Source organism: Pseudokordiimonas caeni (assembly GCF_026719705.1).
GTDB classification, from domain to species: domain Bacteria; phylum Pseudomonadota; class Alphaproteobacteria; order Sphingomonadales; family Kordiimonadaceae; genus Gimibacter; species Gimibacter caeni.
In genome coordinates this window covers 385,083-409,133 of sequence record NZ_JAPPRR010000001.1, presented here as the reverse complement: position 1 = coordinate 409,133, position 24,051 = coordinate 385,083, and the positions used below count along the sequence as shown (strand labels likewise).

The 24,051-nt window shown below is 61.3% G+C and carries 25 protein-coding genes; 6 read left to right on the top strand and 19 right to left on the bottom strand.

The features are described 5' to 3' along the window. Positions 1-44 precede the first annotated feature (44 nt). Positions 45-929 carry a DMT family transporter gene (locus OU694_RS01690; RefSeq protein WP_308909277.1) on the top strand — a complete coding sequence of 295 codons (885 nt, stop codon included), beginning with the start codon at positions 45-47 and terminating at the stop codon, positions 927-929. Positions 930-948: 19 nt separating this feature from the next. Here OU694_RS01690 and OU694_RS01685 read toward each other — a convergent pair whose 3' ends face one another. The 4 genes from OU694_RS01685 to fliI all read right to left on the bottom strand — a co-directional run bounded on the left by OU694_RS01685 (position 949) and on the right by fliI (position 6,135). Next, positions 949-2,724 (bottom strand): SLC13 family permease, encoded by a 1,776-nt coding sequence (locus OU694_RS01685; protein ID WP_308909276.1) that lies wholly within the window; start codon positions 2,722-2,724, stop codon positions 949-951. 98 nt (positions 2,725-2,822) lie between these two features. Continuing rightward, the gene (locus tag OU694_RS01680; protein ID WP_308909275.1) at positions 2,823-4,247 is read right to left on the bottom strand and encodes an aminotransferase; all 1,425 of its coding nucleotides are present in this window, start codon (positions 4,245-4,247) and stop codon (positions 2,823-2,825) included. 61 nt (positions 4,248-4,308) lie between these two features. Continuing rightward, complete coding sequence (locus tag OU694_RS01675; protein WP_308909274.1) at positions 4,309-4,713, bottom strand: flagellar export protein FliJ; 405 nt, start codon at positions 4,711-4,713, stop codon at positions 4,309-4,311. Positions 4,714-4,764: 51 nt separating this feature from the next. Beyond that, positions 4,765-6,135 carry a flagellar protein export ATPase FliI gene (gene fliI / locus OU694_RS01670; RefSeq protein ID WP_373460233.1) on the bottom strand — a complete coding sequence of 457 codons (1,371 nt, stop codon included), beginning with the start codon at positions 6,133-6,135 and terminating at the stop codon, positions 4,765-4,767. A 200-nt stretch (positions 6,136-6,335) separates the two neighbouring features. Here fliI and ctrA point away from each other — a divergent pair, with 200 nt between their 5' ends. Beyond that, positions 6,336-7,040, top strand: a complete 705-nt coding sequence (gene ctrA, locus OU694_RS01665) for a response regulator transcription factor CtrA (protein WP_308909272.1) — start codon at positions 6,336-6,338, stop codon at positions 7,038-7,040. Between the two features lie 67 nt (positions 7,041-7,107). On the opposite strand, the gene OU694_RS01660 is transcribed toward ctrA, so the two are convergent. The 7 genes from OU694_RS01660 to OU694_RS01630 all read right to left on the bottom strand — a co-directional run bounded on the left by OU694_RS01660 (position 7,108) and on the right by OU694_RS01630 (position 14,975). Next, positions 7,108-7,965 carry a hypothetical protein gene (locus OU694_RS01660; protein WP_308909271.1) on the bottom strand — a complete coding sequence of 286 codons (858 nt, stop codon included), beginning with the start codon at positions 7,963-7,965 and terminating at the stop codon, positions 7,108-7,110. An 8-nt stretch (positions 7,966-7,973) separates the two neighbouring features. After that, a complete protein-coding gene (locus tag OU694_RS01655) occupies positions 7,974-8,813 on the bottom strand; it encodes a CheR family methyltransferase (protein WP_308909270.1) in 840 nt (279 codons plus the stop codon). Then, positions 8,813-10,066, bottom strand: coding sequence for a protein-glutamate methylesterase/protein-glutamine glutaminase (locus tag OU694_RS01650; protein WP_373460174.1), 1,254 nt, complete (start codon positions 10,064-10,066; stop codon positions 8,813-8,815). Before OU694_RS01650 ends, OU694_RS01655 begins: the two co-directional genes overlap by 1 nt. 58 nt (positions 10,067-10,124) lie before the next feature. After that, positions 10,125-10,490 (bottom strand): response regulator, encoded by a 366-nt coding sequence (locus OU694_RS01645; protein WP_289505179.1) that lies wholly within the window; start codon positions 10,488-10,490, stop codon positions 10,125-10,127. Between the two features lie 107 nt (positions 10,491-10,597). Continuing rightward, positions 10,598-11,086: a chemotaxis protein CheW gene (locus tag OU694_RS01640; RefSeq protein WP_308909268.1), complete on the bottom strand. Its 489-nt coding sequence runs from the start codon at positions 11,084-11,086 to the stop codon at positions 10,598-10,600. After that, entirely contained in the window at positions 11,083-14,175 is a 3,093-nt protein-coding gene (locus OU694_RS01635) for a chemotaxis protein CheW (RefSeq protein WP_308909267.1), read from the bottom strand. Before OU694_RS01635 ends, OU694_RS01640 begins: the two co-directional genes overlap by 4 nt. A 155-nt stretch (positions 14,176-14,330) precedes the next feature. Beyond that, the gene (locus tag OU694_RS01630; RefSeq protein ID WP_308909266.1) at positions 14,331-14,975 is read right to left on the bottom strand and encodes a histidine phosphotransferase family protein; all 645 of its coding nucleotides are present in this window, start codon (positions 14,973-14,975) and stop codon (positions 14,331-14,333) included. 139 nt (positions 14,976-15,114) lie between these two features. Here OU694_RS01630 and cysQ point away from each other — a divergent pair, with 139 nt between their 5' ends. The 4 genes from cysQ to OU694_RS01610 all read left to right on the top strand — a co-directional run bounded on the left by cysQ (position 15,115) and on the right by OU694_RS01610 (position 17,898). Continuing rightward, on the top strand, positions 15,115-15,930 hold the full coding sequence (gene cysQ / locus OU694_RS01625; RefSeq protein WP_308909265.1) for a 3'(2'),5'-bisphosphate nucleotidase CysQ: 816 nt from the start codon (positions 15,115-15,117) through the stop codon (positions 15,928-15,930). Between the two features lie 78 nt (positions 15,931-16,008). Further along, on the top strand, positions 16,009-16,635 hold the full coding sequence (locus OU694_RS01620) for a PAS domain-containing protein (RefSeq protein ID WP_308909264.1): 627 nt from the start codon (positions 16,009-16,011) through the stop codon (positions 16,633-16,635). A gap of 90 nt (positions 16,636-16,725) precedes the next feature. Then, the gene (locus OU694_RS01615; RefSeq protein WP_308909263.1) at positions 16,726-17,301 is read left to right on the top strand and encodes a PAS domain-containing protein; all 576 of its coding nucleotides are present in this window, start codon (positions 16,726-16,728) and stop codon (positions 17,299-17,301) included. Between the two features lie 30 nt (positions 17,302-17,331). Then, positions 17,332-17,898, top strand: a complete 567-nt coding sequence (locus tag OU694_RS01610) for an NnrU family protein (protein ID WP_308909262.1) — start codon at positions 17,332-17,334, stop codon at positions 17,896-17,898. 3 nt (positions 17,899-17,901) lie between these two features. Here OU694_RS01610 and tolB read toward each other — a convergent pair whose 3' ends face one another. From tolB to ruvC, 8 genes are read right to left on the bottom strand one after another with little or no spacing between them, the layout of a single operon-like run. Next, entirely contained in the window at positions 17,902-19,251 is a 1,350-nt protein-coding gene (gene tolB / locus OU694_RS01605) for a Tol-Pal system beta propeller repeat protein TolB (protein WP_308909261.1), read from the bottom strand. Positions 19,252-19,299: 48 nt separating this feature from the next. Then, positions 19,300-20,172, bottom strand: a complete 873-nt coding sequence (gene tolA, locus OU694_RS01600) for a cell envelope integrity protein TolA (RefSeq protein WP_308909260.1) — start codon at positions 20,170-20,172, stop codon at positions 19,300-19,302. Between the two features lie 13 nt (positions 20,173-20,185). Continuing rightward, a complete protein-coding gene (tolR, locus tag OU694_RS01595; protein WP_308909259.1) occupies positions 20,186-20,629 on the bottom strand; it encodes a protein TolR in 444 nt (147 codons plus the stop codon). Positions 20,630-20,631: 2 nt separating this feature from the next. Then, positions 20,632-21,360 carry a protein TolQ gene (gene tolQ / locus OU694_RS01590; protein ID WP_289505167.1) on the bottom strand — a complete coding sequence of 243 codons (729 nt, stop codon included), beginning with the start codon at positions 21,358-21,360 and terminating at the stop codon, positions 20,632-20,634. Between the two features lie 26 nt (positions 21,361-21,386). Further along, positions 21,387-21,863: a hotdog domain-containing protein gene (locus tag OU694_RS01585; RefSeq protein ID WP_373460173.1), complete on the bottom strand. Its 477-nt coding sequence runs from the start codon at positions 21,861-21,863 to the stop codon at positions 21,387-21,389. Further along, the gene (ruvB, locus tag OU694_RS01580) at positions 21,860-22,903 is read right to left on the bottom strand and encodes a Holliday junction branch migration DNA helicase RuvB (protein ID WP_308909258.1); all 1,044 of its coding nucleotides are present in this window, start codon (positions 22,901-22,903) and stop codon (positions 21,860-21,862) included. The genes OU694_RS01585 and ruvB overlap by 4 nt, the downstream gene beginning before the upstream one ends. Beyond that, entirely contained in the window at positions 22,900-23,520 is a 621-nt protein-coding gene (gene ruvA / locus OU694_RS01575) for a Holliday junction branch migration protein RuvA (RefSeq protein WP_308909257.1), read from the bottom strand. Before ruvA ends, ruvB begins: the two co-directional genes overlap by 4 nt. Then, positions 23,517-24,017, bottom strand: a complete 501-nt coding sequence (gene ruvC / locus OU694_RS01570) for a crossover junction endodeoxyribonuclease RuvC (protein ID WP_308909256.1) — start codon at positions 24,015-24,017, stop codon at positions 23,517-23,519. The genes ruvA and ruvC overlap by 4 nt, the downstream gene beginning before the upstream one ends. Positions 24,018-24,051 lie beyond the last annotated feature (34 nt).

Here is a 24,051-nt window from a genome sequence, read left to right as displayed (position 1 = left end):
AACCTGTTACTCGCTCAAGACACAGCAGCGGGGAGCATAATAAAATGAAGGCCATAATCGCCTTTGTCGGGTGCGTCCTGATATGGGGATCCACCTGGTACGCCATCGAATGGCAGCTCGGCACCACAACGCCCGAATGGTCGGTCGCCTTCCGGTTCGGGCTGGCCTGTATCATCACCTTCGTGATTGCTATCGCGCGGCGCGAACGCCTGCGCTTCACCCTGAAGGACCATGCAGTGGTCGCCGGGTTCGGCGTATTCATGTTCTCCCTGAACTATATCCTCGTTTATCACGGGACCGAACATCTGCCCTCCGGCCTTGTGGCCGTCACCTTCTCACTGCTGGCGCTGATGAACCTGATCAACGCCCGCCTCTTCCTGAAAACGCCGATTGCCCCGACCGCCTTCGCGGCTTCGATCCTCGGCGTTTTGGGCCTCGTGCTGATCTTCCTGCCGGAGATCGAGGTGCTGAGTTTCGAGGACCAGACCGTGCTCGGCGTGGTGATCTGCGTCTTCGGCACCTTCCTCGCCTCCATCGGCAACAATTTCGCGGCGACCCCGCGCGCCCGAGCGCTACCGCTTTTTGCGGCCAATGCGTGGGGGCTTTTCTATGGCAGCATCAGCAATGTGGTGAATGCCCTGATCACGGGCGACCCGATTGTGCTGGACCCGCGCCCCGAATACTGGATGGCGCTCGGGTATCTGGCTGTCATGGGTACAGTGGTCGCATTCGCGCTTTATATCTGGCTCATCGGCCAGATCGGTGTGGCCGGGGCCGCCTATACATCCGTCCTCATCCCGTTCGTGGCACTTGCCATCTCAACCGTTTTCGAGAATTTCCACTGGACCCTGCCCGCCGTTCTGGGCGTCGGCCTTGTCGCTGTCGGCAATGTCCTGATGGTACGGTCAAGGAGCCGCCCGGCAGCCTGACGGCTGCCCGGCGGGTGCCTCAAAGCGGCCAAAGGAACGGCACGACGATAACAGTCACGATGCCGCACAGGATATTGAGCGGCGAACCCGCCTTCATGAAATCGGTGAAGCGGTAGCCCCCAGCGCTGTAAACAAGCGTGTTTGTCTGGTAGCCGATAGGAGTCGCGAAGCTGGCGCTTGCGCCGAACATGACCACCACGACAAAAGCCCGTGGATCAAGCCCGAGCTTGACAGCGAGGCTGATCGCGATGGGGGTCAGGATCACCGCGACGGCATTGTTGGTGACAATTTCTGTCAGTCCGGATGCAACGATATAGACGGCCGCCAGCAACACATAGGGTGGCAAGTCGGTGAGGAACGGCACCACAGAGTTCACCATCATTTCGACGGCGCCGGTGGCATCAAGCCCCGCCCCCACGGCAAGCATGGCCATGATCAACGTCAGGAGGCGGCCATCGATCGCCTCGAACGCCTCGTCGGGGTCAAGGCAGCCGGTGAACAGAACGGCAACCATGCCGATGACGGCGAGCCCCGCAATCGGCATCACGTCAAAGGCGGCGAGCGTCACAACGCCCGCCATGATGGCAGCAGCAAGCGGCGCGCGGCTGCGCCTGTAGGCGCGTTCGGTAGTTTCCGAAAGATTGATGAGGTTCATTTCGTCTGCGAAACGACGTATATCCTCAATACTGCCCTCGATCAGGAGCGTATCGCCGGCCTTCGGCGCCACATCGGCAATCATGGTACCAAGGTTTTCACCGTGGCGGTGGATCGCCACCACATAGATGCCATAGCGGCGGCGCAGGCGCTGGTCGCGTAGCGGATGGCCGATGAGCGGGCTTTGCGGCGCCACGAGGGCTTCATAGACGATGGCCGCCCGCTCCGTCACGGCCGAAAGGCCACTAGGGGCGCCCAGCGAAACGTCGCTTTCTTCCTTCAGGCTCAGCACCTCGGCGATGCCGGACTTCAGCACGATCCTGTCCTGCGGCTGCAGGACGATATCGGCCAGATGCCCGCGCCGGGAGCGATCGTCCCGGATGACGTCGACAATCGTGATGCCGCGCGATTTGAACTGGGTCACTTCCTTGATCGTCTTGCCAACAAGGGGCGAGCCTTCGTTGATGAGCGCGTCAGTCAGGTAGCGTTGCTTCTGTCCGCCCGTGACCATCTCGGCAAGAGACGAACGGTCCGGCAGCAGGTGAACGCCGATGAGCGCCATATAGATCATGCCGGCCGCCGCAATCAGGATACCGAGGATGCTGATCTCGAACAGGCCGAAGGGCTCAAGTCCCTGCGCACGAGCCACACCATCCACCAGAATGTTCGTGGAGGTGCCGATCATCGTACAGGTGCCGCCAAGGATCGCGGCGTAGGAGAGCGGGATCAGATATTTGGATGCAGCCTTGCCAAGGTCGCGCGCTACCGACATGACGACCGGTATCATCACCATGACAAGCGGTGTGTTGTTCACGAAGGCGGACGCCGCCATCGTCGGGATCAGCAGAAGCGGCATCAGCGCCCACGGATGGCGCTTGCCGGTCACCTTCAGCAGATGAGTGAAGCGGGTGAGGAACCCTGTGCGCACAAGCGCGGCCGACAGCACGAACATGGCGGCAATCGTGATCGGCGCGCTGTTCGACAGGGCTTTCAGGAGATCGTCGGTTTTCAGGATGCCTGTCAGCAGGAAAATGGTGACCCCGCCAAGGGCGACCATCTCCGGCGGATACTTCTCCCGCGTGAACAGGTAGAACATCAACGCCACCACGCCGATGGCGATGTAAGGCCCGAGCAGCTCCATATGCGATCCCGTCTCAATGGGCGCCGATGGACGGCGCGCCCCCGTTCTTATGGGTTGGATTGTCTATTGCGTCCGACTTGAAAGTCAACGGGCATGAATCAGGAAGCCATCAACGCCGTGTGAATTTGGTCCAGCGCTTCGGCGAGCGCGTCCACGATGAAATCAACCTCGGCGTGGCTGATCACAAAGGGCGGACAAAGAACAAGCACATTCCCGGCGGGCCGCACAATCAGGCCACGGGCAAGCGCCGCCTGCCCCACCAATTGGTCAACACCAAGGTCGACCGGATACTGGCGGCGACTTTTCTTGTCTTCCGTAATCTCGATTCCCGCAATCAGCCCGGACACGCGCACTTCACCCACCAACGGATGCTGTTCAAGCGTTGTCAGGCGTGCGGCGAAATAGGGCCCGATATCGTCTGCAATCCGAGTGACGAGCTTTTCCTCGTCCAGAATCTCGAGATTCTTAAGCGCAACCGCCGCCGCCACCGGATGGGCTGACGTGGTGAAGCCATGTTGCAGCACTTCCGATTGCCCGCCGATCACGTCCGAGAAATCGTCGCTCATCACCAGCGCCGAAATCGGCTGGTAGCCCGAGGAAAGCCCCTTGGCGAGCGTCATGAGGTCGGCCTGAAAGCCGAACGTTTCTTGCGCGAACCAGCGGCCGGTCCGACCGAAGCCCGTGACCACTTCATCGGCAACCAGCAGGATTTCATGCTTGCGGCAGATCGCCTCGACACGCGGCCAATAGCTTTCGGGCGGGATGATGGCACCAAGCGTGCACTGGATGGGTTCAGCAAACACCGCCGCCACATTCTGCGGGCCCAGTTCCATGATCTTCTGTTCGACGGCGTCGGCCGCCCGCTTGCCGAACTCTTCCGGCGTCAGATCACCGCCGAAGCGATACCAGAAGGGTGCCGCCACATGCGCCACATGCCCCACGGTGCGAATACCGAAAGGCTTGTGCATGGCGGTGAGGCCGTTCAGTGCACTCGTCGCCACCGTGCTGCCATGATAGGCAAAGTCGCGGGAAATCAGCAGCCGCCGCCCCGGCTGGCCGCGGCGGCGCCAGTAAAGATTGATCAGCTTGATCGCCGTCTCGTTAGCCTCGGACCCTGAATTCGCGAAAAAGACGCGGTTCAGCGCGCCGGGGGCCAGCGCCGCGATGCGCGCAGCCAGTTCCGCAGCCGGCGGGTTCGTGACCCCGGCAAAACTGTGATAGAAGCTCATCCGCTTCATGGTCTCGGCCGCGACCTCGGCAAGTTCAGGCCGGCCATAGCCGATATTGACGCAGCCAAGCCCCGCCATCGCATCGAGGAGCCTCAGGCCCTGCCCCATCACATAGCAGCCCTGGGCGGCATCCATCACGAAAGGCGGCGCCTGCACCAGCGCGCGCGGGTCTGTGAAGGGGTGCATGTGATGGCGCTGGTCAAGCTGCTGCACACGCGCAAGTGCAGCCCTCAGCGCCTCTGGCGTTGGCGGCGGCGTGCGCCCGGATGATCGCGTGCGATGGTCTGAAGACACGGCTAGGCTCCCTTCCGCATATGCTTAGCAGAAGGCGGGGGGGAAGAAAATCCGGAAATGCCTAGCCGACGAAAGCCCTTAGGCCCTGCTCATCCAGCCCCTGTTGCTCGATCCGCGCTTCAAGGCGCATCTCGCGCTCCGTCTCCCGGTCGCGGGCGACTTCAAAGGTCTTCAGTTCCTTGAAGGCCTCGGAGACAGCGTCCTGCTGGCGGGTGATTTCTTCTTCCTTGCGCTCGATCCGGTCGTGCAGAAGTTGCCGGCGCTGGCGGGCCCCTTCGAGATAGGCGGCAAAAGTGACCGCCTCGAACTCACCGGCGGGCCGCCGGCTTTCAGCGGCAACCTCGGCGCCAAGGCGGTCGAGCGCATTCTGTAGCTCGTCGCTTTCACGCTGCAAGTCGCTGAGGACGCGGCGTTTTTCGTCGAGCTCCCATTTGCGGAGACGGATGATGTGGTCCAGCCTGCTCATGACGGTCCTTTCTATCCGAAAAGTGTCACCATCGGGTTAATCCCGATGCCCCTAGCCCCTTGCAAGACCCTGGCCACTTTCGAACTGGCGGATTGCCATCGCCGCCGGTCCGGTTTCCAGAATTTCGCGCAAGCGTTCATAGCCCTCTAATAACGGTGTATGGTCGTCCTTCCACTGGCTGAGATATTCCTCCAGAAAAGGAAAATACTGGATCGCCGCATCGACCTCGGCGTTCGATCCCGGCCGGTAGGCACCAAGGCGGATCATCTCTTCCATGTCGGAATAAGCCGCCATATAGCGCTTTGCCTCGCGCACCAGCAGGTTTTCGAATTCGGTATTGCAGCGGGGCATCGTCCGGCTGATCGATTTCAGTACATTGATGGCGGGATAGCGGCCACGTTCGGCAATCGCCCGCTCCATCACGATATGGCCGTCAAGAATACCGCGCACGGCATCCGCCACCGGCTCGTTATGGTCGTCACCTTCCACCAGCACGGTGAAAAGGCCGGTGATATTGCCAAGCCCCTTCGGCCCCGGCCCGGCGCGCTCCAGAAGGCGCGGCAGCTCGTTGAACACGGTCGGCGTGTAGCCCTTGGAGGTTGGCGGTTCGCCGCCGGCGAGCCCGATCTCGCGCTGCGCCATGGCAAAGCGGGTCACGCTGTCCATCAGGCACATGACCTCGGCCTGACGGTCGCGGAAATATTCAGCGACCGTCATGGTCATATAGGCAGCCTGACGGCGCATGAGGGCGGATTCGTCGCTTGTCGCCACGATGACGACAGACCGGGCAAGACCGTCTTCTCCGAGATCGTCCTCGATAAATTCCTGCACCTCGCGGCCGCGTTCGCCCACAAGGCCGATCACGTTGACATCGGCGCTTGAATAGCGCGCGATCATCGACATGAGGACCGATTTGCCCACACCGGAGCCTGCGAAGATACCCATCCGCTGGCCTTGGCAGCAGCTGATGAAGCTGTTCAGCGCCCGCACACCAAGATCGATCTTCGGCCCGACCCGCTGGCGGCTGTGGGCAGCCGGCGGATTGGCCTTCAGCATGAAGGGACGTGGCCCCATCGCCACCGGCCCCTTGCCGTCGATCGGCTCGCCGAAGGCATTGAGCACGCGGCCAAGCCAGGCGTCGCTCGGATAGGCCACAGGGTCGCTCTGTGCCAGCACCGCCTTGCAGCCGACACCGATGCCTTCAACGGCACCGTAAGGCATGCCAAGCGCCACGCCGCGCTGAAAACCGACAATTTCGACAGGAACGGAGCGTCCATCGCGCGTTTCGACCTTGAGCCGGGAGCCTACAGCCACATGCTGCTCGATCCCGCCGACCTCGACAAGCAGGCCGCGCACCCCGGTGACCCGGCCATAATGGCTGACCGTCTGGATGCGGCTGATTTCCTGAACGAGCGACTGCATGGCCTTGAAAAACTCCGGCGCCGCGAAAACAAGGGCGGCTCGATGCATTCTCGCCCTGCCGGGCCTTTGTTGCAAGGTCAGATGCAACGGGCCGCCCTTTTTGGAACATTCGACCAAAGTCTCTAAGATTTTACTTAGACTTTTCTGTTAACCTTGATTAACATTAACCAATATAGCGGGCGGCACCAGGAGAAACCAGGATGCGCGTACTACTCATCGAAGATGATCCGACCATGACCCGCAGCATCGAACTGATGCTGACTGCGGAAGGGTTCAATGTCTACAGCACCGACCTCGGGGAAGAGGGCCTCGACCTTGGCAAGCTCTACGACTATGACATCATCCTTCTTGATCTGAACCTGCCGGATATGCACGGCTACGACGTGCTGAAAAAGCTGCGCACCGCCAAGGTCAATACCCCGATCCTCATCCTTTCCGGCCTTTCCGAGATGGAGGCCAAGGTCAAGGGCCTCGGCTTCGGTGCTGACGACTATCTGACCAAACCCTTCCACAAGGAAGAAATGGTCGCCCGCATCCATGCCATCGTGCGCCGCTCCAAGGGCCATTCACAATCGGTGATCCGCACCGGCAAGCTCGCTGTCAACCTTGACACCAAAACGGTCGAGGCCGCCGGCAGCCGCGTGCACCTGACCGGCAAGGAATATGCGATGCTCGAACTCCTTTCCCTCCGGAAAGGCACGACGCTTACCAAGGAAATGTTCCTCAACCACCTGTATGGCGGGATCGACGAGCCGGAACTCAAGATCATTGATGTGTTCATCTGCAAGCTCCGCAAGAAGCTCGCCAATGCCACGGGCGGCGAGAATTACATCGAAACCGTCTGGGGCCGCGGCTATGTGCTGCGAGACGGATCCGAAGGCGGCGCCGAAGCGGCGGCCAGCTGATCCTGTAATCCATCGAATCTAAAAAGGGCGGCCACTGGCCGCCCATTTCATTTGAATATACTCTTGATCAGAAAGGCTTCGACGGATCAAGCCGGGTGACATAGACCCCTTGCGAGGTACGCCAGTCACCGGCGCCGGCGATGCCGTCTTCCACAAGACGGGCGACAGCGCGGCTATCGGCATTAAAGGTTTCAACCTCTACAGTCGCCAGCCAGTCGATCGGTGCCGGGCCTTCGCCCATGGCAAAACCGCGCCGCACGACGGCCAGCCGGTCGCCCAGTTGCAGGCCGTCGCGGTCGCCGGCTGAAAGCAGCAGCCGGTCGCCATCGATGCTGCGGATCGAGGTGCGCCACGGGCGGGCATCCAGCTTTTCCAGAAGGCGGCCGGAGACTGCCTCAAGGGCAGCGTTGAAGGCGCGGTCTTCGATGGTCAGGAGCTTTTCGTCCTTCTTGCCAAGGCCAAGGATCGTTTTCGAGTCCGCCTGCGAGTTACCATCTGCCGTCACCTGATAGATCACACTGCTTGTCTGCGCATCAGAGAGCGTGAACTCGACACGGATCGAAGCGGTTTCCGTTTTCTTGCGTTTCAGGAAGCCCTTGTCGACTTCGCTCGTTTTGTTGATTTCCTGAATCACGATACCGATCGTGGCATCCGCGCCGAGGCGGCTGAAGGGATCGTCGAGATCGCTTTGCAACAGATCGCGGGTCAGCGGCCGGTAGCGGTCTTTTTGCTCAAGCAGGGCTACAACTGCTTCCTGCCCCGACTTCAGGAAATCGGGCGTCAGCGTTTTCGTACCCGTGCGGTCTGCAATGTCTGAAACCGCAATACGGTTGCGCAGTGCGGCCGCATCATCGGCAGAGGCAGGCAGGGTGGCAAGGACAAGGGCGGCGACGAAGGCCGCGGTCAGCGCTTTAAGGCGTTTCATGGTGTGGTTCAAAGGCCCATCAGTTGTTCACTTGTGCCGTCCGAAGGCACATACAGCCCCCGCTGGCCACGAACCGGGCGGAAGGCATCCGTAATGCCAAGGACAGTCTCGGCGGCGCCCAGGAACAGGGCGCCATCATTCCCCAACACCCGGCGCATGCGATCCAGCACGTCGCGTTTGGTGGGTTGATCGAAGTAGATCAGAACATTGCGGCAATAAATGACATCAAATGTGCCCATGCCTGCAAAACTTTGCAGAAGATTGAAGGGACGGTAGCTGACCATCGAGCGGATATCATCGTTGATGCGCCACACGTCCCCGTCCTGGCGGAAGTATTTGATCAGCATCTGGATCGGCAGGCCGCGCTGTACCTCAAACTGGCTATAGGTGCCCGCCCGTGCCTTTTCAAGCACTTGGGTGCAGATATCGGTACCGACAATTTCCACATTCCAGCCAGCGAGCTTGGCCGCATTTTCCTTGAGGATGATGGCGAGCGAATAGGGTTCCTGCCCTGTCGAGGCAGCCGCGCACCAGATCCGCAGGCGTTTTGTCGCTGCGCGCGCCTTCAGCATCCCCGGCAGTACGTGGTTGCGGAACAGATCAAACGGCGTGGTATCGCGGAAGAAGAACGATTCGTTCGTCGTCATCGCTTCCGTGACATCCTTCCACAAGGCTTCGTCCCGACTGATCCGGAGCTTCTGGATCAAAGCATCAAGCGTATCAAGGCCGCGTTTGCGCGCCAGCGGCGTTAGCCGGCTTTCAAGGAGATATACCTTGTCCGCCGTCAGCATCAGCCCTGAACGCTGCTTCAGCGCTTCGGCCAGAAACGTAAAATCTTCTGTGCGCATCAGGCCACTCCTTGCAGTCGTTTGGCCGTCCGGACACCAAGGTCCTGGAGCGGCAGAATTTCCGTACAAAGCCCGGCCGTGGCAACCGCCCCCGGCATCCCCCAGACAACGCTGGTGGCTTCATCCTGCGCCATCACTGTACCGCCAGCCCGCGTCAGTTCGCGAGCCCCCTTCATGCCGTCATGCCCCATGCCGGTCAGCACCACCGCAAGCACGGTGTCGCCATAAACACGGGCAAGGCTGCGAAACATCGGATCCACAGCCGGACGGCAGAAATTTTCGGGCGGGTCATCGGTCAGGCGGATGCGCACCGCGCCCTCGCCTTCCGTCACTTCCATGTGCCGCCCGCCCGGCGCCACATAGATATGCCCCGGTTTCACCGCTTCGCCGTCCTGCCCCTCGTTTGAAGGCCAACCGGTCGACTGGCCGAGATGCTTGGCAAGGATCGCCGTGAAATTCGCCGGCATATGCTGGGTGATAAGCACCGGCACTTCGGGTGCCTTGGTGAACTGGGCAAAGAATTTCATCAGGGCCTGCGGTCCGCCGGTCGAGGACCCGATGGCCAATATCTTAGGCCGCCGCATGGAGCCCGCACGCAGGGTGACTTTGGCGCCCGCAGCACCCGGCAGGATAGCGGGTTCTTCCTTGGCAGCAACGGCAGGTGCCTCGCGGCCGGGTCGCACAAAGGTCGGGGCCGGACGAACCGCCGGCCGGGCCGCCGTCACGAAACCGGCGCTGAGACGCCCGGTCCCTGCCGTTGGTGCCGCTGGCGCGTCACCCTGGCTCGGCAGGTCCTGATTGCGCTTCTTGCGGGCGCGGGCCGCCCACGCCTTCACCTTTTCCACCAGTTCCTGTCGGAAATCGATGCTGGCGTTCACCGACCGCGCAGTTTCAGGCTTCGGCACATAGTCGACAGCGCCAAGCTGCAGCGCGCGCATCGAGATTTCGGCATTCTTGCGGGTCAGGGTCGAGGCCATCACGATCTGCACATCCGGCTTCTTCTCCAGAAGCTTCGGCAGGGCCGTCATGCCATCCATTTCAGGCATTTCGATATCGAGGACGATGGCCTCGATATCATAATTATCAAGCGCGCGCAGGGCCATGACGCCATTGTTGGCGGTGGTCACCACATCGATGAAAGCGTCATCTGCAAGATACCGGCTGAGGAACCCGCGAATGATCGCACTGTCATCCACTACCATGACACGGTAGGGATTCCGGACTTGCGATTGGGTCGTCGGGCTTTGCTGCATGGGCGTGCCGGTCTTTTTGATTGCCTGAAAGGACTGGTCGTAAGGGATGCTGCAGGGATTACAGCAAGCCGACCTGGTTGAACTTCGCCTCGATGATCTCGCGGTCGAAGGGCTTCATGATATATTCGTCCGCGCCGGCCTCGATGGCCTGACGGATGTGCGCCATGTCGTTTTCAGTGGTGCAGAACACCACGATCGGCTGCTTCACGCCGGTCTGGCTGCGCAGGGCCACAAGGAATTCAAGCCCGTTCATCACCGGCATGTTCCAGTCGAGAAGCACAACATCAGGCATCTTGGCGATGCACTGATCGAGTGCATCCTTGCCATCGACAGCTTCGCCGATCTCAAACTGCAGTTCCTCAAGGATGCGTCTCGCAACCTTGCGGATCACTTTCGAGTCATCGACAACAAGACAGGATTTCATCGGTCGGGCTCTCCCTCGGTCCACTTATCTGCCTGCAACCCCCCACCGGAGCCCGGCATCCCCTTATTCTATATCAGGCCGCACTGCTGCACGGCCTTTATTTCTGATCAGGCCGCCTTGCTTGAAGCGGCGTTGCCCAGCAGCTTCTCAACATCCAGGATCACGAGAAGCTCTTTTTCCAGCCGGTAGATGCCCCGGCTCACATCCCGCCAACGCTGATCCAGCGTTACCGGATTGCGTTCAAAAAGGCTGTCTTCCAGCGACAGCACTTCACCCACGGAATCGATCTGCAGGCTGTAAGGCTCGCCGTAGAAATCCACAACGACGGACATGCTGCGCTTCGCTGCATCCTGCGGCGGCAGGCCAAGGCGGCGGCGCAAATCGATCGCGGTCACGATCCGGCCACGCAGGTTCAGCACACCTGCCACCCAATCGGGTGCCAGCGGGATCCTGGTGATCTTCTGCGGATTAAGCACATCCTGCACGGCCAGCACCGGGATACCCAGCGTCTGTTCAGCAAGCTTGATGGTCACGAAGTCCCGGCGGCCCGTCCCGCCGATCACATTCAGATCGTTGCGTACCACGAGGTCGTTCATGCGGCGTCTCCATGCACCTTGAGTTGCTGGGCGAGGCTTCTCAGCAGGGTTTCCTTGTCGAACTTGGCGACATAATCATCGAACCCGGCTTCACGGCCCCGCGCGATATCGCGTTCGGTGGCGAGCGACGACAAGGCGACAAGCGGGATATGCGCAAAGCGTTTGTCGGCGCGCAGCGCACGGGCAAACTCAAGGCCGCCCATGACCGGCATCTCGATATCCGAAATGATCAGGTCATATTTGTCGTCCTCGAGTGCGGCGAGCGCCTGCTTGCCGTCCCGTGCGGTTTTTACCTTGTAGCCGGCGACGGCCAGTACCGGCTTCACCATGCTGCGGAAGAAATCGCTGTCATCAACCAGCAGCACGCGTGCCCCGGTCATAACCGCCGTATCCGTTCCCTTGTCCTTCTTCTTCATCCAGCCTGCAAAGGCGAGGTCCAGATAGTAAGCCACATCGATCACTTCGGTCGCATGACCGGCGATGATGGCCGACCCCACCACACCCTGACGGGCGGAGGCGAGGCGAACCTCGAGCTTGTCTTCGACGATATCGAGGATGCGATCCACCACAAGACCCATCGTGTAATCACCGTCGGTGAAGACGAGGACCGGCTGGCGCCCGCTTTCAACAAGCTTCACGGCCTGATCGGCCATGATGAGCGGCATCAGGCTGCCACGATACTGGACCATCAGGCGGCCATCGGAGGTTTCGATCTCCTCGACCGGGATATCTTCAAGACGCGCGATAAGCGACAGCGGCACCGCCTTGGGATGCTCGCCGCCTGCGTGGAACAGCAGCATGCTTTCGCGCTCCTCGCCTTCGGTGCGGGCCGCGCGGGCCTTGCTTTCGGTTTCCTCGTGCTGTTCGGCCTGCGTCTGGCTGGTGGCCGAAGCGATGCCGTTCGGATCGAGGATCATGATCACACTGCCATCGCCAAGGATGGTATTGCCCGAATAGACCTCGAGATCCTTCAGGATCGGCGCGACCGGCTTCACCACAATCTCTTCGGTATCGAACACCTGATCGACCACGATACCGAAGGTGAAAGCACCAACCTGCGTCACCACGATGAAGCCATCCTGACTTTCGCGGGCGTCGATTTCGGCGCGCGTCTGGAACTTCAGGACTTCATTGAGGTAAACGAGCGGCAGCAGGCGGTTCCGCAGGCGCAGCACCGGCGTATCCTTGATCGTCTCGATACGGTGCTCGCTGTCGTCCGATGCACGGACAAGCTCAAGCACGCTGATCTGAGGAATAGCGTAACGTTCGCCCGAGGCCTCGACGATGAGGCCGGCAACGATGGCAAGCGTGAGCGGGATCTTGATCGTGAAGGTCGAGCCCTTGCCCTCGATCGAGACCATGTCGATGGTGCCACCGATCTTTTCGATGTTCGAACGCACCACATCCATGCCCACACCGCGGCCCGAAACGCTCGTCACCTTTTCGGCGGTCGAGAAGCCCGGGTGGAAGATGAATTTCTGGATCTGGTTATCTGACATCTCGGCAAGCTCGGCTTCCGTCGCCAGCTTTTTCTCGAGAATTTTCGACTTCAGCTTCTGCACCGGAATGCCGCGGCCATCATCCTTGATTTCCATGATGATATGGCCGCCTTCGTGATAGGCGTTCAGGACAATCGTGCCATGTTCGGGCTTACCGGAGGCGATCCGCTCGGCCGGGCGCTCGATGCCATGGTCGGCAGAGTTCCGGACCATGTGGGTCAGCGGGTCCTTGATCAGCTCGAGCACCTGGCGGTCCAGCTCGGTTTCGGCGCCGCGCATCTCGAGCTCGATTTTCTTGTCGAGTTCGACGGTAAGGTCGCGCACGATCCGCGGCAGCTTGGCCCAGGCGTTGCCGATGGGCTGCATCCGCGTCTTCATGACGTTTTCCTGCAGCTCGGTCGTGCACTGCGACAGGCGCTGCAGCGGCACGGCAAGCTCACTATTGTCCATGTTACGGACAATCTGCAGAAGCTGGTTCCGGGTCAGCACCAGTTCGGAGACCATGTTCATCAGGTCTTCCAGAAGATCGACGCTCACGCGGATCGACTGGCTGGCGCGGCCACCGCCGGCACCTTCGCCGTCTTCCTTGTCGCGACCGGCCGCTGCGGCAGTTGCACCCTTCGCCTTTGCATCCTTCGGCGCGGCAAGCGCCTTCGAGGAGGCAACCACGGCGTCGCGGATCAGTTCGAAGGTCATCACGGCCTCGTCGCAGGCTTCAGCCTCGACCTGGCACTGCTTGAACACGTCTTTCGCAAGCGCCGTCAGCGCATCGAATTCAGCTTCGCCGAAGCCACCGGTGGTCATCAGTTGGCGGGCGACGGCATCGGCACTATCAAGATCGTCCTTGAGGAGCGACATCAGAAGCCCGGTCAGGCGGGCCTTGGTCTGCTCGGTGCCGCTTGCGGGGAAGAATTTCCCGAGTTTCTTGTCGCCCGACAGGCGTTCCGACATCAGGTGGGCAACCACAACCACGGCGTCCTCGCCGCCCACGCGGTCAAAGAGCGGCCCGGTGCGGTCGGCTTTCTTCGATTTCTTCTCGGCCTTCGGCGCCGGTGCGGGCTCGGCTTCATCCGGTCCGGGCGTCGAATTGAAGACGGCTTCAAGTTCCTCGAGCGAAACTTCGCCGGGCTTGAGCGGGCGGCCGAGGCCGGGGTCCACAATCTCGCCTTCGATCACATCGGGTTCGGGTTCGGGCGCTGCCGCAGGGCCGACACCGCCTTCGGCAATCGCGTCCAGACGACTGATCAGGTCACTATCGTCGCCGACAGGCTCTTCTTCCGTCGCCTCAAGACCCGCAAGGATTTCCTTGATGCGGTCGAGGCTTTCCAGAATGACGGTCACGGCATGCTCGGATACATCAAGCTCGCCGTCGCGGAATTTGCCAAGGACGTTTTCCGACGCGTGCGCCACCGATTCGAGGCGCGGCAGGCCAAGGAAACCGCACGTCCCCTTGATCGTATGAACAAGGCGGAAAATGTTATCGAGGACTTCCTTGTTATTCGGGTCCTGTTCCAGCTTCACCAGCTCGACATCAACAACGTCAATGCTTTCAGCGGTTTCGGTGAGGAATTCATTAAGCAAGTCGTCCATCGGGTCGTCCCCACATTAGAATATGTCGGCGGAAGGTCGGAATAGGTACGCGGAACCGCAGCTTCAACACCATCGCTAAAAACCGTTAAGAAGCTGTAAAACAAGCATCCCTAACGTGACCCTTTCTTTATTGATACGCGCCGCAAACGCCGGGATCAATCGCCAGATGATCGCACCTGCACCGCAAGCCGGTGGCGGGTGCCGTCTTCGCTCGAAACGCTGATGATGCCGCCAAGCTCCTTCGCGGTCGTTGAGGCGAGCCATGCGGGGGCCGAGCGGGGCTCGACTTCCTCCTCGTTCACCTCGCCGACGAGCGCCGCGCGCACGGCTTCCTGCATGATGAACCGCTCACCGGATACAAACACCACGATATCGATGGCATTGTCGCCCACCGGATCGATCCGCACTTCCATCACGCCGCCCCGGATGAGCGTCTCGGACGCCACGAGGCAGAGATTGAGGATCAGCTTGACGATCCCCTTGGGCGCATCGGCAACACTCGCTTTCCAGTCAAGCGTGACGCGGGTTCCTTCCAGGAACACACTGAGCGCCTTTTGCACTTCGCGCATGTCAAGCCGCGAGGAAAAGCCACCGGCCGCCCCGAAGGCGAGGCGGAAAAACTGAAGCTTGTTGCTCGTTTGCTGCGCCGATTTCTGCAACAGGTCGATCACCTGTTCCCGCATGGCCGCGTCATGTTCTTCCTGCAGTATCTCGATCCCGTTCGAGATGGCGCCCACAGGGCTCACGAGGTCATGACAGAGGCGCGAACACAGAAGCGCAGCAAAATCCAATTTTGACATGGCATGGCCTCCCGGACCTGATATACCCGCAGCTAACGGACCATAGCCAAGCTTGCGGTCAAGGCCAAGCAGCGAATGCAAATTTTCTCCTTTTGCCGCCCCGCGCGAAGCTCCTGAGTGACAAGGAAATCTTTCTGCCATGACGACACCCCGCCCCATCCCCGTCGACAGCCTTCTCGCCGTCATGCTGGAGGCCGGTGCCGCCGTCATGGATGTCTATGCGAGCGACTTCGAAATTTTCGGTAAGGCCGACCAGTCGCCGGTGACCGAAGCCGACCGGCGCGGCGAGGCCATTATCGAGGCAGCCCTGAAGCTGATCGCGCCCGATATCCCGATGGTGGGCGAGGAAGCGAAGTCCGAAGGCAAATGCCCGGATATCTCGGGCGGCACCTTCTGGCTGGTCGATCCGCTGGATGGCACCAAGGAATTCATCAAGCGCGGCAATGACTTCACCGTGAATATCGGCCTCATTGAAGACGGCCGGCCGACCATGGGCTTCGTCTATGCCCCGGCACTCGGGAAAATATATTGGGGGATCGTCGGCAAAGGCGCCTGGATGGCAGACGTGAAAGGTGGCCGCATGGGCACGGCACAGGCCATCGCCTGCCGCAAGGCGGATGCGGCCAACATGGTGATCGTCGCCTCCAAATCGCACCGCTCGCCGGAGCTTGAAAGCTGGCTCGCCCACTTTCCGGCAGCCGATCATGTTTCCATCGGCTCGTCGCTGAAATTCTGCCTGCTGGCTGCGGGCGAAGCGGACCTCTACCCCCGCCTCGGCCCCACCTGCGAATGGGATACCGCCGCCGCGCATGCCGTCCTCGCAGCCGCCGGCGGCAGCGTCACGGTCGGTGGCGGTGCGCCCCTTCGTTACGGCAAGGATACGAAAACCTTCCTGAACCCATGGTTCCTGTGCACCGCCGATCCGTCGCTGCCCGTTCCGCCACTTGGCGGCTGATCCCGTCGGAAACTGTTGCCGCGCGCCCTGATCGAAGGCACAATTGCACCGAGGGCCGGGGCTGGAGGGACAGCAATCATGCTGGTGGAAAGCTCGATCTTCCTGAAACGTGTGGCACCGGAAGCAGCCCGGCTTGTGCAGGCGCTGGTGGACGCGTGGAAAGACGCCGCCCTGCAGCGTGGCGGCTTGCCCCTGCGCCAGGATATGAGCCCGGCCCGGCTTCGCGGCCTCACGCAACATATTTCCCTGTTCGACTATGACGGCGAAACGCTGAAGTTCCGCCTGGCCTCGCGGGAGGTGACGGCCCGCATCCACCAAGACCCGATCGGTTTCAATGTCCTTGATGTCCTCGACCCGAAAATCCTGCCGGCCGTTCAGCGGCGTTTGCGCTTAGCCGCCACCCATCCATGCGGCTATGCGGCGAGTTACCGGCTGCAACAGCCGAACGGCAATCACAATGTCGCCGCCATCATCCTGCTGCCGCTGACCGACCATGTCGGGAATGATGCCGCTCATTTCATCCGCATGGAGCATATGGGAGCGATGGTGGACTGGCGCCCAGAAGGGCGTGACGAGGTCTATATCGATGAAGACCAGGCGTTCGGCAGCGCCTTCGACTTGGGTTTCGGGCTTCCTGACGAATTTTCAAACGAGATTTTGGGGGCAGATGCCGCCATGAATATTTCCGGCGGTCGCAGCCTCTGAGCCTTCCGCCAAAAGATGAGACTTGCTCATATACGCAGAAGTCGGCAAGAATCCCCGATATCGTTTCCAACGACCGAAGCCGGCGATGCTATGGATGCAAACTTCACGTTCCTGAACCTGCTGTCCGCCGACAAGCAGCGCCCGCTGCAGAAGCTGATCGGCATCTGGCAGGAGGTAACAGCAACGTCGGGAGGCATCCCGAGGCGCAAGGATCTCGGTCCGGTTCAGCTACGCTCGCTTGCTGCCCATGTATCGCTTATGGACTATGGCGGTGACGATAGCCTGACCTACCGGCTGGCTTCGGAAGCCGTGGCCGAGCGTATGGGCCGTAACCCGATAGGCCTGAACATCTTCAATTTCATGAGCCCCGATCTTCGGCCGGTCTTCAATCGCCGCCTGCACCTTTCCGCCACCACGCCCTGCGGCTATTTCAGCTATTACCGGCTGGAGCGCCCGAACGGCTCGCACGAACAGTTGCTGGCGGTGTATCTGCCGCTTCTTGGCAACACTGGCGACAGGGTCGAACACTTCATCGCCTTCTACCAATCAGCCGAAATCATCGACTGGCAGTCCAGCAGCCGCGATGACATCTATGTCGGTGCCGATGGCGCCGTCGGTGGCTGGTTCGATATAGGCTATGGCGCGCCGCCACCGGAGCCGCGCTGACCATAGCCCTTCCAGACAAGGGGGACTGTCATGCTGCTGTTATTTCTCGGAATTGCCGCCTTCGCGGGCCTTCATTTCCTGCCCGTGTTCGCACCTGCCCTGCGGGCCCGCATCGCCGACCGGGTGGGTGGCATGGCGTGGCGAGGTATTTTCGCGCTCATGATCGTGGGCTCCATCACCCTCATCGTGGCCGGTTGGAAATCGGCAGATACGGGGCTGATCTACACGCCGTTCAACGGTGCTGGCATCGCGACCGTTGTGCTCATGCCGCTCGCCATGATCCTGTTCATCGCCGGAAACGCGCCGACCAACCTGAAACGGGTCCTGCGCCACCCGCAACTGACCGGCGTTATCCTGTGGGCGCTGCTGCATCTTCTGGTAAATGGTGAGACGCGGGCGGTCCTGCTGTTCGGCGGGCTCGGGCTTTGGGCGCTCATCTCGGTCATCGGCATCAACCGCCGCGATGGCGAATGGGTGAAACCCGCCCCACAGCCAAAGAGCCGCGACATTGTCACGGCTCTTATCGGGCTTGCCCTTTTTGCTGGGCTTTACTGGTTCCACGACGCCCTGTTCGCCACGGCAATCAGGGCGGTGTAGGCATCAGTTGCGGGTCGTCACCGGCAGCGGCGGCGACCAGGCCGGGTCCGAGGCATCAAACGGCGTCTTGATCTGGCGTTCGTTATAGCCGGTCAGGTCAACCGACCACAGCGATGCCCGGCCACCGTTGCCGGCGCGGTCATAGGGCGTGGTACGGAAATACATGATCACACGGCCGTTCGGCGCCCAGGTCGGGCCTTCGTCCTGATAGGCGTCGGTCAACAGGCGCTCGCCGGTGCCATCGGGCTTCATCACGCCGATGCGAAACTTGGAATCGCCCATCTTGGTGAAGGCGACAAGGTCACCGCGCGGCGACCACACGGGCGTAGCGTAACGGCCCTTGCCGAACGAGATGCGCTGCACGTTGGTGCCGTCCGCATTCATCACATAAAGCTGCTGGCTGCCGCCACGGTCTGAGTTGAAGACGATCCGCGATCCGTCAGGCGAGTAGCTGGGGCTCGTGTCGATACCCGGGTGGGTCGTCAGGCGGGTCACGCGGCGGGTGCGCAGGTCCATCGTATAGATGTCCGAGTTGCCCTTTTCCGCGAGCGTCATGATCACCTTGTTGCCATCGGGCGAGAAGCGCGGAGCGAAGGTCATGTTCGGGAAATCGCCAAGGATTTCGAACCGGTTCGACAGGATGTTGAAAAGGTAAACCCTCGGCTCGTCCTTATAGTAGCTGAGGAAAGTGATTTCCTGACGGTTCGGCGAGAAGCGCGGGGTCAGCACCAGATAGCTGCCATCGGTCAGGAGCTGCTGGTTGGCTCCGTCCTGATCCATGATCGCGAGACGCTTGGTGCGGCTCGTTGCCTTGCCGGTTTCGGCGATATAGACGATCCGCGTATCGAAATAGCCTTCCTCACCGGTGAGGCGGGTATAGATGCGGTCCGAGATCACATGGGCAATGCGGCGCCAGTTGGAGGCCGGTGTGGAATAGCCCACGCCTTCCATCTGGATTTCCTGCACCACGTCCCATAGACGGAACTCGACGCGCAAGTTGCCGTTCGGCAGCATGCGGATGGTGCCGGTGACAAGGCCCTGGGTCGCGAGCGGCCGCCACGAGGCGAATTTGGGGCGCGCGCCCGCCGCCGGCTGCTTCTCGATGAAGGCCTTGGGGTCAATCGCCCGGAACAGCCCCGTCGAGACGAGGTTGTTGGTGATGACCTGCGACATGCTGGCGCCGATTTCAGCCAGCCGCCCCGAGGCGGTCTCGGTATTTTCTGGCGCGAAGAAATCGGGGATTGCGATGGGCACGGGGTCCATCGTCCCGCGGTTCACATCGACGCGCATCTGGGCGGAGGCCCCGGCGGTCGCCGCGACAATCAGGATGAGTCCGGTAAACAGTCTCAGCATGTCAAACGGTCCTTTGTCTTCTCGTTTGGTGGGATGGTACGCGCGCGATCAGCCGCCCGCGAATTCCGCCCCGTTGAAGTTGAAATCAATATACTGGTTGCCCTCGCGAATGTAATCGCTGGCTTCCGTGAAGGGCTCGCAGAGCCGCACGGCGCGCAGCGCACTTTCCGCAAAGGTGCGATAGAAACCGTCCGAAAGGTCGCCCACGTCCGCATATTGCGGCATGCGGGACAGCGACCCATCGGGGCGAAGCCAGATGCGTACCGTCACGTTGAAGTTCGATACATCCTTGGCGCCGCCGGGGAAGTTCCAGCAGCCGGCCAGTTTCTGGCTGAGAGCATCCTTGAGCGACGCCGTGGCAAAACGACCGCGAAGGGCTGCGAACGTATCCTTCTTCACGGCCTGCTCGGGTGCCTTTTCCTCATCTTTCTTGTCGGTCTCGGGCTTCTGGTCTTCCTTGATCGACTTGTCGATGAGGGCCGAGATGCGCGAGGCGCTGAACCGGCTCGGCGGCTTCGGCTTGGCTTGCGGACGCACGTTTTCCACCACCTGCTTGCGCTCGATTTCCTCGGGCTTCGGCTTCGGAGGCTCAGGCTTCTCTTCCTTCTTCTCGGGCTCGGCCGGTTTCGGCTCCGGCAGCGGCACGCTTTCCGCCTGCTCGGGCTCCGGCTCGGGCGCCGGGGCGAACTTCGGCTCTTCCTCCGGCTTGGTTTCTTCCTCGGCCTTTTCCTCGGGCGCGGGGGCGAGCTGCTGGGTCTTTTCAGCGATCTGGTCGAACTCGATCACAATCGGCGGCGGCGGCGCGATATTCGGGCGCTCGATGCTCGGCAGCCCGTAAATGACAACACCCACGACGCCGACATGCAGCGCCGCCGACATAATCCAGCCGGCACGATCAGGCTTGTTTTCGGAGACCGGCATCAGCCGGTCTTCGTCATTTCTTCGACGGGTCTGCAATCAGGGCCACCTTGGTAAAACCAGCCGAGTTGATGGTGCCGACAACTTCCATGACATCCCCGTAATCCAGCGTCCGGTCAGCCCGGATATAGATGCGGGTATCCATACGGTTTTCGGAGATTGCCTTGAGGCGCGGCCCCAGCTCTTCGACCGTAATGGCAGTATCGGCGAGGAATATGGCGCCTTTTTGATCGATCGACACCTCAAGCGGCTTGCTATCCTGCGCCAGCGGCTTGGCTTTCGCCTTGGGCAGGTCCACCGCCACACCGGCGGTGAGAAGCGGAGCAGCCACCATGAAGATGATCAGAAGCACCAGCATGACGTCCACAAAGGGCGTCACGTTGATTTCGGCCATCGGGGCATACCGGCGGCGACCGGTCTTGCGGCCCCGGATGTCGCTGCCGGTGACGGATGCACCCATGATCAGTGGCTCCGTTCGTCAAGTTGACGCGACAGGATGGCGGCAAACTCGTCCGCGAAGCCTTCGACGCGCATGCCATACCGGCCAAGGTCGTTCGACAGCTTGTTGTAGGCGATTACCGAGGGGATAGCGGCGATGAGGCCAAGGGCAGTCGCAAGCAACGCTTCGGCGATGCCCGGCGCCACGGTGGCGAGCGACGTATCGGAGGCGGTCGCGATACCGGTGAAGGCGTTCATGATCCCCCAGACGGTACCGAAAAGGCCCACAAACGGCGAGGCCGAGCCGATGGTAGCAAGGTAAGCCACCTGGCCTTCAAGGCGCTCCATCTCGCGCTGCGTGGTGACATGCATCACCTTGTAGATGCGGTCCGATACGGTCACTTTGTCAAGCGCCGACGAGGTGCGGGCTGTGAGGCTACGCTGCCATTCACGCATTGCCGCCACAAACACTGCCGCCATCGGATGATCGGGCGCGGCCTTCAGACGGGCATAAAGGTCATCCAGCGAATTGCCCGACCAGAACACATCCTCGAACTGGTTGGCCTTGCCACGGGCTTCCTTCATGCGCTTCCATGTATTGAAAATGATCGACCAGCCCCAGATACTGGCGCCGATCAGCATCAGCATCACCAGTTTGACGACCCAGTCGGCCTGCATGAACATGCCGATGATCGAAAAGTCATGCTGGGCTACGCTGCCCGCGAGTTCGGTTGCTTCGAGAGTCTGATCCATCTGATCCTCTATGATCCTCGTTGTTGTCAGGCGCCCTGCCGACCGGCCTCGATGGCCTGCCAGTTGCGCCAGCATTCTTCCACCGCTTTGGGCCAGCGGCGCGGCCTTCCATCGTTCCCGACGATGGCGACAACCAGATCCGCTTCGGCGACACGTTCGCCTTCGCGGTCAATCCATTGCCTGATTTCAACCGCAGCCCCGCGCACGCGGGTGACGGTCGAATGGCCGATCAGCACATCACCTACCTTGGCTTGGCGGTGATATTTCACATTGATCGACGACACGACATAAGTAAGCGGCCCGCCCTCGGCGGCCGGCAGATCGAAAAGTGCATCAACGTCGGCGGCACTGCCCCGGATGCTTTCCGACCGGACACGCTCGAAAAAGCTGACATAACGGCCATGATAGACCATGCCGCCCACGTCCGTATCCTCGTAATAAACGCGGATCGGAAAACGGAAGACACCGTCCTTCCATTCGCCAGTGGCGGGCATCAGGGTCATTTGCCACCTCCCAACAGGTCGAACTGCGCGCCGCCGGTGCCGGCAGGCGGATTGAGCCCCAGATGCTTCCAGCCATCGGGCGACAGGATACGCCCGCGCGGCGTGCGCGCCACAAGGCCGATCTGCATCAGATAGGGCTCGATGATATCTTCGATGGCGTCGCGAGGTTCGGAAAGCGCTGCGGCCAGCGTCTCGATCCCCACGGGACCGCCCATATAGGTTTCGCCGATACAGGAAAGATAGCGCCGGTCCATAAGGTCGAGGCCGAGCTTGTCTACAGCGAGGCGCGTCAGCGCGCCGTCCGCCGCCACGGCATCCACGGTATCTTTCTCGGCCACCAGTGCGAAATCCCGCACCCGGCGCAGCAGGCGCCCGGCGATACGCGGCGTACCGCGCGAACGGGCCGCTACCTCGCGCGCACCATCCTCGGTCATCGCGAGCCCCAGAAGCCGCGCTCCTCGCCGCACCACTTCGGTCAGCTCTTCCGTGGTGTAGAACTCAAGTCGGGTCGGGATGCCGAACCGGTCCCGGAGCGGCTTGGTGATAAGGCCGGAGCGCGTGGTGGCGCCCACAAGCGTGAATTTCGGCAGGTCAATCCGCACCGACCGCGCGGCGGGGCCGTCGCCGATGATGAGATCAAGCTGGAAATCCTCCATCGCCGGATAAAGGATTTCCTCCACCGCCGGGTTCAGCCGGTGGATTTCATCGATGAAAAGAACATCATTTTCCTGCAGGTTCGTGAGGATCGCCGCCAGATCGCCCGCCTTGGCGATGACAGGGCCAGAGGTAGCCCGGAAGCCGACACCCAGCTCCCGCGCAACGATCTGGGCGAGGGTCGTTTTGCCAAGGCCCGGCGGCCCGAAGAACAGCACGTGGTCCATCGCCTCGCCGCGTGCACGGGCGGCATCAATAAAAACCTTCAGGTTTTCGCGGGCCTGCTGCTGGCCGATGAAATCGGCAAGCGTCTGCGGGCGGAGGGCGGTATCGTAACCGTCGCCTGCGTTTTCCTCGCGGTCCATCAGCCTGTTTTCGTCGCTCATGCCGAAAGCTCCCTGAGGGCTGCGGGCACAAGCTTGCCGAGGGTCGCGTCTTCACCAAGCTCCTTGGCGGCCTTCACAACAGCGCCGTGCGCTTCTGTCGGGCGGTAGCCGAGATTGACGAGCGCGGAGACGGCATCGCCGATGATCCCGGCCTGCGATGTCGCGGGGGCAGCGGCGCCGTTCACAGCCACACCTTTCGGGGCGGCAGCCACGATGCCGGCAACCTTGTCCTTCAGTTCGTTGACGATGCGCTGGGCGAGCTTCGGCCCAACACCGTTCGCACGGGTGATGGATTTGGCATCCTGTGCGGCGATCGAATTTTCAACTTCGGTCGGGCTCAGCGCCGACAGGATCGCAAGGCCCACCTTGGCACCTACCCCCTGCACGGAGGTCAGCAGGCGGTACATGTCGCGCTCGGCCACGGTCGCGAAGCCATAAAGCGTGATTGCATCCTCGCGGACAATCGTTTCGATATGAAGCCGGGCGGCCTCACCCTGCCCGGGCAGCGCACCAAGCGTGCGGGATGAGCCCTGCACCAGATAGCCCACACCACCCACATCAATGATGCAGAAGTCGGTGCCGACGGTATCCACAAGGCCGGAAAGCTTGGCAATCATGGCAATGCCCTCCGCATCAGGGCGGCGTCGGTTGCCAGATGGTGGGCGTGCGTGATGGCGACGGCAAGCGCGTCGGCGGCATCAGGCCCCGTGATCTTCACTCCTGGCAGCAGCATTTTGACCATGGCGTCAATCTGTTCCTTGGCGGCATGGCCTACTCCGACCACCGACTTCTTGACATGATTGGGGGTATATTCGGCAACAATAAGGCCGGCCTTTGCCGGCACATAAAGCGCGATGCCGCGCGCCTGCCCGAGCTTCAGCGTGGAAGTGGGGTTCTTGTTGACGAAGGTTTCCTCAACCGCGCAGGCCTCGGGCTTCCAGTCGGCAAGGACGGCGCGCAGGCCATCGGCCAGTTGCACGAGCCGTTCTGCAAGGCTCGCCTTGGGGTCGGTTGTCACGGTGCCGTTGGCGACATGGGAAAGACGGGTCCCCACGGCATCGACGATACCCCAGCCGGTGCGTTGCAAACCCGGATCAAGACCCAATACTCTCATCGGCTGCCGCCGTCCCCCCGGAGAAAAGAAGGCG

What these genes read in the sequence shown, in the direction of transcription:
- OU694_RS01585 (WP_373460173.1), bottom strand. Translation starts at nt 21,863, where the DNA reads ATGACCCTGATGCCCGCCACTGGCGAATGGAAGGACGGTGTCTTCCGT.
- OU694_RS01640 (WP_308909268.1), bottom strand. Translation starts at nt 11,086, where the DNA reads ATGAACGACCTCGTGGTACGCAACGATCTGAATGTGATCGGCGGGACG.
- OU694_RS01655 (WP_308909270.1), bottom strand. Translation starts at nt 8,813, where the DNA reads ATGCGCACAGAAGATTTTACGTTTCTGGCCGAAGCGCTGAAGCAGCGT.
- cysQ (WP_308909265.1), top strand. Translation starts at nt 15,115, where the DNA reads ATGACGACACCCCGCCCCATCCCCGTCGACAGCCTTCTCGCCGTCATG.
- OU694_RS01675 (WP_308909274.1), bottom strand. Translation starts at nt 4,713, where the DNA reads ATGAGCAGGCTGGACCACATCATCCGTCTCCGCAAATGGGAGCTCGAC.
- OU694_RS01650 (WP_373460174.1), bottom strand. Translation starts at nt 10,066, where the DNA reads ATGCAGCAAAGCCCGACGACCCAATCGCAAGTCCGGAATCCCTACCGT.
- ruvA (WP_308909257.1), bottom strand. Translation starts at nt 23,520, where the DNA reads ATGATTGCCAAGCTTTCCGGCCTTGTGGATACCGTCGGCACCGACTTC.
- ruvB (WP_308909258.1), bottom strand. Translation starts at nt 22,903, where the DNA reads ATGAGCGACGAAAACAGGCTGATGGACCGCGAGGAAAACGCAGGCGAC.
- ctrA (WP_308909272.1), top strand. Translation starts at nt 6,336, where the DNA reads ATGCGCGTACTACTCATCGAAGATGATCCGACCATGACCCGCAGCATC.
- OU694_RS01615 (WP_308909263.1), top strand. Translation starts at nt 16,726, where the DNA reads ATGGATGCAAACTTCACGTTCCTGAACCTGCTGTCCGCCGACAAGCAG.
- fliI (WP_373460233.1), bottom strand. Translation starts at nt 6,135, where the DNA reads ATGCAGTCGCTCGTTCAGGAAATCAGCCGCATCCAGACGGTCAGCCAT.
- OU694_RS01660 (WP_308909271.1), bottom strand. Translation starts at nt 7,965, where the DNA reads ATGAAACGCCTTAAAGCGCTGACCGCGGCCTTCGTCGCCGCCCTTGTC.
- OU694_RS01630 (WP_308909266.1), bottom strand. Translation starts at nt 14,975, where the DNA reads ATGTCAAAATTGGATTTTGCTGCGCTTCTGTGTTCGCGCCTCTGTCAT.
- OU694_RS01635 (WP_308909267.1), bottom strand. Translation starts at nt 14,175, where the DNA reads ATGGACGACTTGCTTAATGAATTCCTCACCGAAACCGCTGAAAGCATT.
- tolB (WP_308909261.1), bottom strand. Translation starts at nt 19,251, where the DNA reads ATGCTGAGACTGTTTACCGGACTCATCCTGATTGTCGCGGCGACCGCC.
- OU694_RS01610 (WP_308909262.1), top strand. Translation starts at nt 17,332, where the DNA reads ATGCTGCTGTTATTTCTCGGAATTGCCGCCTTCGCGGGCCTTCATTTC.
- tolQ (WP_289505167.1), bottom strand. Translation starts at nt 21,360, where the DNA reads ATGGATCAGACTCTCGAAGCAACCGAACTCGCGGGCAGCGTAGCCCAG.
- OU694_RS01620 (WP_308909264.1), top strand. Translation starts at nt 16,009, where the DNA reads ATGCTGGTGGAAAGCTCGATCTTCCTGAAACGTGTGGCACCGGAAGCA.
- OU694_RS01685 (WP_308909276.1), bottom strand. Translation starts at nt 2,724, where the DNA reads ATGGAGCTGCTCGGGCCTTACATCGCCATCGGCGTGGTGGCGTTGATG.
- tolA (WP_308909260.1), bottom strand. Translation starts at nt 20,172, where the DNA reads ATGCCGGTCTCCGAAAACAAGCCTGATCGTGCCGGCTGGATTATGTCG.
- tolR (WP_308909259.1), bottom strand. Translation starts at nt 20,629, where the DNA reads ATGGGTGCATCCGTCACCGGCAGCGACATCCGGGGCCGCAAGACCGGT.
- OU694_RS01690 (WP_308909277.1), top strand. Translation starts at nt 45, where the DNA reads ATGAAGGCCATAATCGCCTTTGTCGGGTGCGTCCTGATATGGGGATCC.
- OU694_RS01645 (WP_289505179.1), bottom strand. Translation starts at nt 10,490, where the DNA reads ATGAAATCCTGTCTTGTTGTCGATGACTCGAAAGTGATCCGCAAGGTT.
- ruvC (WP_308909256.1), bottom strand. Translation starts at nt 24,017, where the DNA reads ATGAGAGTATTGGGTCTTGATCCGGGTTTGCAACGCACCGGCTGGGGT.